General features: G+C 41.4%; 8 protein-coding genes. All 8 read right to left on the reverse strand.

Annotated features, from left to right (window positions below):
- Position 1 precedes the first annotated feature (1 nt).
- Positions 2–640, reverse strand: a complete 639-nt coding sequence (locus tag AB8P06_RS05490) for a bifunctional 4-hydroxy-2-oxoglutarate aldolase/2-dehydro-3-deoxy-phosphogluconate aldolase (protein ID WP_369838986.1) — start codon at positions 638–640, stop codon at positions 2–4.
- On the reverse strand, positions 637–1,647 hold the full coding sequence (locus tag AB8P06_RS05495; protein ID WP_369838989.1) for a sugar kinase: 1,011 nt from the start codon (positions 1,645–1,647) through the stop codon (positions 637–639). Before AB8P06_RS05495 ends, AB8P06_RS05490 begins: the two co-directional genes overlap by 4 nt.
- Before the next feature lie 3 nt (positions 1,648–1,650).
- Positions 1,651–3,075: a glucuronate isomerase gene (gene uxaC, locus AB8P06_RS05500; protein ID WP_369838992.1), complete on the reverse strand. Its 1,425-nt coding sequence runs from the start codon at positions 3,073–3,075 to the stop codon at positions 1,651–1,653.
- An 87-nt stretch (positions 3,076–3,162) separates the two neighbouring features.
- A complete protein-coding gene (locus AB8P06_RS05505; RefSeq protein WP_369838995.1) occupies positions 3,163–3,978 on the reverse strand; it encodes an SDR family oxidoreductase in 816 nt (271 codons plus the stop codon).
- A gap of 34 nt (positions 3,979–4,012) precedes the next feature.
- Positions 4,013–5,188: a mannonate dehydratase gene (gene uxuA, locus AB8P06_RS05510; protein WP_369838998.1), complete on the reverse strand. Its 1,176-nt coding sequence runs from the start codon at positions 5,186–5,188 to the stop codon at positions 4,013–4,015.
- Between the two features lie 84 nt (positions 5,189–5,272).
- Positions 5,273–7,222 (reverse strand): RagB/SusD family nutrient uptake outer membrane protein, encoded by a 1,950-nt coding sequence (locus AB8P06_RS05515; protein WP_369839000.1) that lies wholly within the window; start codon positions 7,220–7,222, stop codon positions 5,273–5,275.
- 12 nt (positions 7,223–7,234) lie between these two features.
- Entirely contained in the window at positions 7,235–10,132 is a 2,898-nt protein-coding gene (locus AB8P06_RS05520; protein ID WP_369839003.1) for a SusC/RagA family TonB-linked outer membrane protein, read from the reverse strand.
- Positions 10,133–10,213: 81 nt separating this feature from the next.
- Entirely contained in the window at positions 10,214–11,542 is a 1,329-nt protein-coding gene (gene xylA / locus AB8P06_RS05525; protein ID WP_369839006.1) for a xylose isomerase, read from the reverse strand.
- Positions 11,543–11,555: the final 13 nt, after the last annotated feature.

Genomic DNA, 11,555 nt, shown 5'->3' on the forward strand with positions numbered 1-11,555 from the left:
ATTAATTGGAATTAAGTTTTTGTAGTATTTTTTTCACATTTTCTGTCAGCTGTCCAGTGGAAAAATCAGCCTTGATCAAAGCACTTCCCAATCCGACAGCCGATGCACCTCCGTTCAGCCATTCTGTGATATCTTCAGCATCCGCAGCGATACCGCCGGTAAGCATGAAATTCATCCCGGGGAAAACGGGCTGTATAGATTTTATATAATTTTTTCCTAAAACATCCGCCGGAAAAAGCTTCACCATCTGAAGTCCGTTCTGAAAGGCAATATTAACATCAGACGGTGTAAAACAGCCCGGAATTAAGAGTACATCCCGCTGAACGGAATATTTTACAAGATCTTCGCTGATAACCGGAGTGATGATAAAATCGGCTTTCACTTCAATATAATCACTCATTTCCCGGATATTTTTTACGGTTCCTATTCCTAATAAAAGCTCAGGAAATTCTGTGACTGAAATCTCCTTTAACTTCCGGAAATTTTCAAGCGCCTGGCTCCCGCGGTTGGTGTATTCAATAACTCTGATTCCTGCTTCATATAAGGCATGAATGATATTTCTGGAAACCTCAAAAGAGTCGTTGTAAAACAGCGGAACTATTTTCTGGCTTTTTATTTTGTCTATAACCGATAAATTCATAATTCTTCGATATTAATAGTTTCGTTAATGGTATCTCCTTTCACGAATAGTTTTCTGAAAGCTACCCTGGTGGCATCGTCTAAAATCTTTTGGGGAGCATTTCCCTTTATTTTTCCATGGATAAGTGCAGCCATGAATGCATCGCCGCTTCCTACCCTTTCTTCAATTTTTGCTGAATAATACTGATCAGAAATTAAAAGCTTTTGCCCGGCAAATAATGTTGCATAATAATTCACCTCATCTCCTTTTGTAAAGCGGAATGTATTGCCTATCAATATGACGTTGGGATAAGCCTTCTGAATTTCGGAAGCAGATTTTTCCGCCTGCTTTAAAAGATTCTCATCATCATATTTTCCATTGAGCTCATATTCAACAGGGATACCCAGAAATTCCTGAACAGACCAGATATTTCCCATCAATACATTCACAAATGGCATCAGAGCATTGATTTTCGCTGCAGGATCCTGATTTTTCCAGAGTACGGCACGATAATTCAGATCCAGTGAGACCGTGATATTTCTTTTTCCTGCTTCTTTCATCAGGGCCAGACATTTCTGAAATGCATTTTCACTTAAAGCCGGTGTAATGGTGCTGATATGCAGCCATTCTACTTCTGAAAAAATCTCATCAAAAGTAAAGGCCGAAAAATCAGAATCCGTAAATACGGAAGGAAAACGGTCATATACTACTTTTGCATGCTGCATATCACCATCAGAAGCCAGATAAAACGCACCAATCCTTCCGGGATTTCTTTCTGCCAATACTTCAATTTTTTCATTCTGAAGTTGATGGCTAAGCTGTTCTCCTATGAAATTTTCAGGTAAAGCCGTAAGATATTTCACAGGGTTTTTCCACCGTGCAAGCGCTGAGGCGACATTATATTCCGCTCCGCCCAGACAGGTTGTAAGGGACTGATTACCGAGCCATTCTCCATCAGAATCGGGGGCAAAGTGCAAAAGCAATTCCCCGAAGCAAAGTATTTTATGTGAACCTGACTGATGCATCATTATTTAAAATTTGAAATAATTTTTAGTGTTATTAAAACAGATATCCTGAATGATTTCTCCCACCCATTTTTCATCATCGGGAAGCAGCCCGGATTCTATTTCGCTGCCGAACATACTGCAAAGCAACCTTCTGAAATAATCATGTCTTGAGAAAGAAAGAAGACTTCTGGAATCGGTAAGCATTCCTATAAAAGTGCTGATAAGGCCAATGTTGGAAAGCGTATTCATCTGTTTTTTCATCCCATCCATCTGATCGAGGAACCACCATGCAGCACCTAACTGTATTTTTGATTTGATACCTCCTTCATTGAAGTTGCCCGCAAGTGAGGCCAACACTTCGTTGAAAGCCGGGTTAAGATTATAAATTACAGTTTGTGTGAGCTGCCCGGCTGCATTGAGCTGATCGAACATCACACTCATTCTCTGGGCAAAATACTGTTCGCTAATGGCATCATAGCCGGCATTGACGCCGATCTTATTCAGCATTAATGTATTGTTGTTCCGGGTGGCTCCTATATGAAACTGCTGAACCCAGCCTTTTTCTGCATATATTTTACAAAGTTCCTTCAAAAGATACCCGGACAGGGCTTCGGAATCTGAGAATGATTTTCTGTTTCCGTTTAAAAATTCTCTGAATTCATGTTCTAATGCTCCGCTCCATTTTTCGGTATCAGGAAAGTATTCGAACCCGTGGTCTGAAAGCCTTGCTCCATGATCATGAAAATACTGAATTCTTACAGACAGCGCATTCAATAAATCCGAGGTCGACTTTATAGCCATTCCGCTCACATTTTCAAGCTTTTTGATCTGAAAAATATAATTTTCGGGATTCACTATATTGATGTAACTGTCGGGCCGGAAAGCCGGGAGAACCCGGGTCGTAAAGGAACTTTCTTTTATTGCTTTGTGATATTCCAGATTATCTGCGGGATCATCTGTTGTACAAAGGGTTTCAACATTAAAACCCGTAATGATGGACTGCGGAAGAAGTTCCGGACTCTGCAGGCTGCTATTCATCTGCTCATAAACAGAACGGCTGTTTTTTGGAGACAGGTATTCCTGAATTCCGAATGAATTTTTCAGCTCGAGATGTGTCCAGTGAAACAATGGATTACGAAGGGTATAAGGAACAACCTCCGCCCATTTAAGGAATTTTTCTTCTTCCGCTGCATTCCCCGAAATATATTTTTCTTCTATCCCGAAATTTCTCATCGCCCGCCATTTGTAATGGTCACCATCCAGCCATATTGCTGTAGGGGAACGGAAATTTTGATTTTTTGCTATAACGTCCGGCTCAAGATGATTGTGATAATCAATGACCGGCATGTGCTTCGCATAACCGAAATACAGATTCGCTGCTTTCCGGGAGCTTAAAAGGAAAGATTCGCTGAAAACATCTTTGCGTTCTGTAGGTTGGGTATAAGACATATTTTTATTCAGTTATGGTGAACTATTCGTTTATAAAAGCAAGGCCTTAATTACTGATCTGAAGGCCCTGCGGCTAACTGTATATTATTAAACTCCGCTGAATGCGCTGAAGCCTCCGTCAACAGGCACCAAAGCACCTGTAATAAAGCTTGCTGCATCTGAGCAGAGGAATTGTACGATACCATTAAGCTCTTCTGCTTCTCCGAATCTTCCCATCGGGGTTTTAGCAATTACTTTTTTACTTCTCTCAGTGAAAGATCCGTCTGGGTTTAATAAAATCGCACGGTTCTGATCGCCTATAAAAAATCCCGGAGCAACAGCATTTACACGGATCTTATCACCGTATTTTAAAGCCAGGTCTGAAGCAAGCCACTGTGTAAAATTGGTAATTGCAGATTTTGCCGCTGAATATCCTGCCACTCTTGTAATGGCTGAATAGGCTGCCATTGAAGAGATATTGATAATACTTCCGCTTCCTTTTTCTGCCATTACTTTCCCGAAAACATAGCTTGGATATACGGTTCCGTTGATATTAAGATCTGTTACCTGGTTCCATCCTTCTATATTCATATCTAAAAAAGACTGGTCCGGGGACAGGGTTGCCGAGGGAATATTACCGCCGGCGATATTGAGCAGGATATCAATTCTCCCATATTTGGCAGTGATTTTCTGTGAAGCTAACTCTAAGCTTTTAATATCCATCACATTGGCTTCTACCGCAAAAGCTTCTCCGCCTGAGGCTGTCAATTCTGTCACACGGGCATCCAGAGTTTCCTGATTTCTTCCTACAGCAACTACTTTAGCTCCTGCTGCCATAAAGCTTTTGGCAAGACTGCCGCCCAGAACACCTGAAGCTCCTGTAATCACCGCTACTTTATCTTTTATACTAAATATTTCGTTCATTTTATTGTATCATTAATTATTGCAGAGCCTGCCATCAGCTTTTCTGTAATTCTGCTTTAACCGCTGCCATAACGCCTTCAATCTGTCCCAAAGCGAGCATTCTTCCTAAAAAAGAATATCCCGGATTGTATCCTTTATCCATATCATCCGTTAAAAGGCGGCCATGATCAATGCGCATCGACAGATCAGGATTTTCTTTTTCAAATATCCGGATGACCTCAACAATTTTGCCTCTGCCCTCCAGATGGTGGGCTTCGATAAAATCTCCGTTATCAAAAACACGGGTGCTTCGCAGGTGAATGAATTTTGTACGGGAAGCATATTTCTTAGCTAATTTCGGAACGTCATTCTGAAGTCCGGCACTTAATGAACCGGTGCAGAATGTCAACCCGTTATGGGGATTGTTTACTGCATTCAGAATCCAGTCTATGTCTTCTTCACAGGTAACAATTCTGGGTAAGCCTAACAGTGAAAACGGCGGATCATCGGGATGTACACACATCTGGATATTCCATTCTTCACAGACAGGCATTATTTTTTCAAGGAAATATTTCATATTCCGGCGAAGCTGATCTTTATCTATGCCATCATACAATGACAACAGGTTTTTAAAAATAGCAACGGGATTCTGATCGCCTTCTTTAATGTTTCCATTTACGAAACCCTGAGTTTTAACAATAATTGAATCTACAAGATCATTTTTTCCTTCTTCTGTCATTGAATTATCAAGCTCACGGGCTTTTTCAAGAATCTCAGGACTGTAATCATTTTCAGCGCCTTCTCTTTCAAGTATATATATTTCGAAATAAGCAAATTTTGCTTTATCAAAATATAATGATGATGAACCGTCTTTCCATTGGTAATACAGATCTGTGCGGGCCCAGTCCAGGACCGGCATAAAGTTGTAGCAAACTGTTGTAACTCCCGCTCTTCCTAGATTTTCCAGACTTTTGATATAATTATCTATCAACCGGTCTCTGTCTTCGCCTCCGTATTTGACAGACTCGCTTACAGCAAGGCTTTCAACTACAGACCAACGAAGTCCGAAACTTTCAATATAATTTTTATAATCATTAATCGCTTCCAGCGGCCATATTTCTCCGTTTGGAATATCGTGAAGGGCAGAAACAATACCTTCCACTCCGATCTGCCGGAGCATATCTAATTTTATGTTGTCCTTTTTACCGAACCAACGCCATGTTTTTTCCATATTCTCTATACACAGTTTTTCATTAAACAAAGCAGGTGTTTTTCAGGCACCTACTTTGCTTGTTGATATGAATGTGAAAAATTATTAATTGTAACCAGGGTTTTGATATTTAGCTTTTATATCTGCAGACACTTCCATTGCATCCAATTGTCCCTGAGGAATTGGCCTCAGATAGTGATACGGCAGTATTGTTCTTGTAACGGTTTCCGGAGTATGGTTTCCATAAGAGGAGCCGCCAATTTGATAGGTTGCTGCATATTCGCCCCATTTCTGAGTACGTACCAGATCATACCATCTGTAAAATTCACCATAATATTCACGGGATCTTTCCGCAAGAATGTAATCAACAGTTATATTTGAAGGGGTAGCCGCTATCATCTGTGCACTGTTATCAGCGATATATGAGGTATTCCCGTTATTATTCCATTTCCATTTTCCTGCACGGGCACGAATGACGTTGATAAGATCTCTGGCATTCATGGCTCCTGAAGCTCCTTTTACAGCGGCTTCTGCGGCAATGAAATAAAATTCTGAGAATTTGGCTACGTTGAAAGGACGTGTTAACCCGGCATTAGGGTATCCCAGTCCGTTAGGATCATCTGTACGGTAGGTTCCTATTTTCCATAAACCCGGATATACAATTCTGCTGATGCCATTCGGTGCGATCACCCAGTCTGCTCTTCCCGGCAATGTTCCTGCTCCTACTCCATTTTGTCCGCTTCCTGAAGGATAAACGGGAGCCTGAGAGTCATCATTCAGGAAACTAAGGATCGCTCCTCCCGGCTGAACGGGTAAATTATTGGCATTATACAGAACCTGGTTTGTAACGCCTGCTTTATCCCAGTTTCCTCTGTATGTCGTTACGAATGTTCCGTCATATCTTGAATCATTGGTTTTATCTGCAAATGTATTTTTAATAACCCCGATGGTAGGACACATACGTACCCATGGACGGCCCAACGGCTGGGTGGCAGCACGCTGTACGGAACTTACGATATCTGCAGAAGCCCACGACGGAGATTTGCTGCTTTTAATCGCTGTGTAATTCCATGTCTGCATCCAGGCTGCAAAATTATCAGGAGCCCAGCCTGAACCGAATCCTACGGGATCTCCTTCGTTGTAATACGAGCTTGACTGGGTATGATCTGCATATAACATGCATTCGTTATTTCTGTCATTAGGACCTACATTAACATCGTAAAAAGTAGGCTGTAAACCGTAAGGACCGGGAGCATTAATTCCCGCCATTGCGATGTCATAAGCCTGCTGGAAATACCATTGTGCATTATGTCCATCGGGATCGTTTCTTGATACTTCAGGATAGGTAGGGATATTATTGGGATTCTGCAGCCACCATCCGTAGGTAAGATAAGCTTTAGCCAAAAACAGTCTTGCCACATTTTTTGTTACACCTCCTGTTACACGCGGACTGGAAGGTAAGTTATCAATTGCCATCTTAAGGTCGGGGAAAATAGCTTTTGTATATACTTCCGAAACATTATTCCTTACGGAAGTTGTAGCGGGTTTAGTATTAAATTTCAATTCGCCGGCGCCCAGATCCAGAGGTACTCCTCCATAAGTCTGAACAAGCATGAAGTAATCGAATCCTCTAAAAAATCTTGCTTCGGAAATCATTGATTCTGCAACTCCGAAACCGGGGCCTTTTTCTATAATTCCGTTGGCTGTGTTAATGTAAGGGAAAACAGCGCCCCATACCATGCTTGTTGGAAATGTATTGGAATTGATTGTTCCGTTTCCGGACATGTCAAGCTCTTTAAAATTTCCGTCAGCGCTTTGGGCAAAGGTAGATTCATCGGTTCCGTTCTGGCAGTTGCTCATGAAATATCCGTTACCGTATAACAATCGCAATTGTCTGTATAAAGAGGTGAAACTCTGGTTAATTCCTTCCGGTGTGCTAAAGTAGTCAACAGTGTATATTGATCTCGGCTCCTCATCCAGAATTTCATTACAACCTGTAAATGTTAATGATAAAAAGATGGCTCCTAATATCATTTTTTTATTAAAATTTATCATGACTGTACAGTTTTAAAAAGTTAAGTTAAGTCCCATTAAATAATTTCTTGTAGAAGGGTTATTAGTTCCTATAATCAGCTGACGGCTTGAATAACCGCTTACCGCCTGATTTTCGTTTCCATAAGAATTCGGCTCCGGGTCCATACCGGAAAATTTATGATAAGGGGAGAATAGTACAATAGGGTTTGTTACTGTAAAGTAGATTCTAAAACTATTAATCTTTAAATCTTTTAAAAACTCCTTATTCACATTATATCCCAGAGTGATGGTACGAAGCTTCAGATATGATGCATCAAACATGGCCAGTGTGGAAGAATACTTCGGATTATCACCGCTCAGATGACGACCCGGACGAGGGAAGTAAGCACCTGTGTTTTCTTCTGTCCAGTAATCTACATCCACGTTATTACCTCTACCTGTCAATCTGTTAAGATAACTTGCAGACCCGTATACTGAGCTGATCAGAATTCCTCCGTGCTGGAATGCTCCAACCGTGCTCAACTCAAAATTTTTGTAGGCAAAACGCATGTTAAATCCACCCTGAAACTTCGGAGCTGTATCAAAGATCTGTCTGTCTGCAGGACCTATTGCTCTTACAGGGGTTCCATCAGGATTATATCCGCCTGTATAGAGTACTTTTATAGAGCCGATCACGTCTGCTGCACTTCCAGGTTCCAGAATGTTCTGGTAAGGATCGCCTGCCTGCCATAGACCGACGTACTGGTAATCATACAGAGAATTAATGTTATGGCCTACAAACCATAAATTGTTTACATCCTGAGTGGTTCCGGAGGCAAGAGACAGGATTTTATTTCTATTGGTATAAAAATTCACTCCCGCTTCCCAGGTAAAGCCATCAGGGTTATCGAAAATAATACCGTTCAGGCTGATTTCAACTCCTTTATTTTCCGTCTCTGCGACGTTGGATACAATAGATCCGATGGCCGTGGAAGATGGAAGACTTTTTTGAGTTAAAAGATCGAATGTGTGGGTTTTGTAATATTCTGCACTTCCCGTAAGACGGTTATTAAACAATCCGAAATCTACCCCATAGTTTTGTGTTCTGGAATATTCCCACCCTAAATCCGGGTTGGGAGCCTGGCTTACATATACTCCCGTACTGTTGGTGCTGCCATAATTATAAGGGGTAACGCTCAGTCTTCCTAAGGTAGAATACGGATCAACTGCCTGATTTGAAGTTTGTCCCCAACCGGCTCTGAACTTAAGGAGATTAATGACTTTGATGTTTTGCATAAATGACTCATTGGTCACATTCCATCCCACGGATACTGCCGGATAGGTATGCCATTTATTTCCGGGAGCAAGCCTTGATGATCCGTCGGCACGAAGAGTTGCTGTCAGCATATACTTGTTATTAAATGTATACATCACTCTTCCCATGGCGGACAGCAAGCCGGTCTGCCAATATATCTGGTCTTCCGGTCTTACCGTAATATCTGCCTGTGGAGACTGTCCTAAATTATAGTATTGGAAAAAGTCTGCAGGAACATTTTTCGCACTCATGTAAGAGCTCGTATATCTGTTCCCTTCTGCCGAATATAGTGCTACAGCATTTATTTTATGCTTCCCGAAAGTACGGTCATAGGTCAGGAGGTTTTCCAGAACCCAATGATAGGTCTGGTTGTTTCCTTTTCCGGCAGATGAAGGCCCCAACGGGTTGGTATTAAATACTCCTACTCCTGTATAGTTTCCACTGTTTGAGGTACGATAGTCTAATCCTACATTCAATCTGTATTTCAACCCGGTCACAGGCAGGTTCAATTCACCGTAAAGATTATTATATGATGCAAAAGATTTTGTTTCATCAACATATTTATTCCCCAGACTTTCTAAATTCTTACGTGTATAAATCCAGGTCTGATCTATTCCTCCTGCCGTGCTCATTAATGTTTTCATGCTTCCGTCAGCTCTGTAAGGGTCTGCAATGGGAGAATATCCCAGAACTGCTCCCGGATTTACACCATTGCCTTCTGATACGGTATAATTGGTATTGGTAGTGAATCCGAACCGGAAAATTTTACCAACCTGCTGATCAATGGCTGTACGTAAGGCAAACCTTTCATAATTCTGAATAGGAATTAATGCATTCTGCTTAAAGTATGACAGTCCCACATTATAATTTCCGCCTTCTGTTCCTCCCGAAACTCCGATATCATGACTGGTCATCATGGCCGGCTTATAGTAAAGGTCCTGCCAGTCTGTATTGGTATTGTTGTTTTCATCGGCACCATTACTGTATAAAGGTGTCGTGTTTCCGGCAGGAATGGCATAAGCACGCAGCTGGGCAAACTTGGGACCATCCATCATAGGATATTTTGAGAATAAAGTCTGAACTCCGGTAAAGGTATTATAAGTAAATCTTGGCTTCTGACCTTTTGTTCCTCTATTCGTTGTCACAAGGATTACGCCATTGGCACCTCTTGATCCGTAAATTGCTGTTGCGGATGCATCTTTCAAAATATCAATACTCTTGATATCACTTGAGCTGATATCTCCTAATGATCCTACGAAAGGAATACCATCCAATACGATTAACGGATTGTTGTCCCCCGTTAATGACCTGGTTCCCCTGATACGGATCTGCATCGTGGCTCCCGGTTTGGTAGAGGTCTGAGAAATATCAACACCGGCTGTTCTGCCCTGTAAGGCCTGCGTAATGTTTGCAGACGGTACTTCTCTCAATGCATCTCCCTTTACCGTAGCAACAGATCCTGTTACCGCTTCTTTTCTCTGTGTGCCATATCCAATAACAACAACTTCATCTATCTTCTTCTCTTTTGTTACCGTATCTTTTTTAACCTGGGAATAAATCATGCCTGAAGGCAACAAAGCCATTGCAAAAAACAACGCCGCCTTATTACTACTTTTGGCCAAATAAAATCGGTTCATAATTATAATCTTTAAATATTAGGGTTGAAAAAAGGCTGTTATTAAATTCATCCTTAGTGTTATACCAGCCTTTCTGTTTTATTAGATGTACATATTCACGATAGCTTCAAACAATTCCTGCTTGCCGCTTTTTGGCTGAGGCTCACCTATTTCGTGGGCTATTCTCTGAAGATCTTCCAGCGTGAGAGTACCTTCTTCAAAAGCTTTCCCGCTACCGCTGTCGAATGAAGCGTAACGTTCGGTGCGTAATTTTTTATAATCGGATTTTTCAAGAATATCAGCAGCCGTCAGTAAGCCTCTAGCAAAGACATCCATCCCTGAAATATGAGAAATAAATAAATCTTCAGGGTCAATAGAATTTCTTCTGATCTTTGCATCAAAGTTAACCCCGCCGTTTCCTAATCCTCCTGCAGGAAGAAGAACCAGCCAGGCCTGAGCCAGATCGTAATAATCTATAGGGAACTGGTCGGTATCCCATCCGTTTTGGTAATCGCCACGGTTGGCATCGATACTTCCCAGAAGTCCTGCATCTACAGCAACCTGAAGCTCATGCTCGAACGTATGTCCTGCAAGAGTAGCATGATTGACTTCGATATTCAATTTAAAATCTTTATCAAGACCGTAATGTCTCAGGAATCCGATTACCGTTTCAGAATCGTAATCATATTGATGTTTTGTAGGCTCCATAGGCTTAGGCTCGATCAAGAAAGTTCCTTTAAAACCTTGCTGACGTGCATAATCACGGGACATCATAAGGAAGCGGGCCAAATGATCTTTTTCACGCTTCATATCGGTATTCAGAAGACTCATATAGCCTTCTCTTCCACCCCAGAAAACGTAGTTTTCACCTCCAAGTGCAATTGTTGCGTCAATAGAATTTTTAACCTGAGTCCCGGCACAGGCCAGAACATCGAAGTTTGGATTGGTAGATGCTCCGTTCATGTATCTTTCATGGGTAAAGACATTGGCAGTTCCCCACAAAAGCTTAATGCCGGACTCAGCCTGTTTTCCTTTTGCATATTCTACGATAGCCTGCATATTTTTTTCATAATCTTTCCAGTTATCTGCCGGTTCTACCAAATCTACATCATGAAAACAATAGTACTGGAAGCCTATTTTTGACATAAACTCAAAGCCGGCATCCATTTTATGCATTGCTCTGGAAATAGCATCATTTCCTTTATTCCAGGGATGATGAATCGTTGCACCTCCAAACGGATCATTTCCATCTGCACACAGGGTATGCCACCAAGCCATTGCAAAACGCATCCATTCTTTCATAGGTTTTCCCATTACCATTCTTTCTGCATCATAGTAGCGGAATGCTAAAGGATTCCTGCTTTCCTTACCTTCAAATTTAATTTGGTCAATACCTGGAAAAAACTCTTTTGTACCTGTTAAAATGTTCATATTTATTTGATTT

Origin of the sequence: Chryseobacterium tongliaonense (genome assembly GCF_041224435.1) — a bacterium.
Lineage (GTDB): Bacteria > Bacteroidota > Bacteroidia > Flavobacteriales > Weeksellaceae > Chryseobacterium > Chryseobacterium tongliaoense.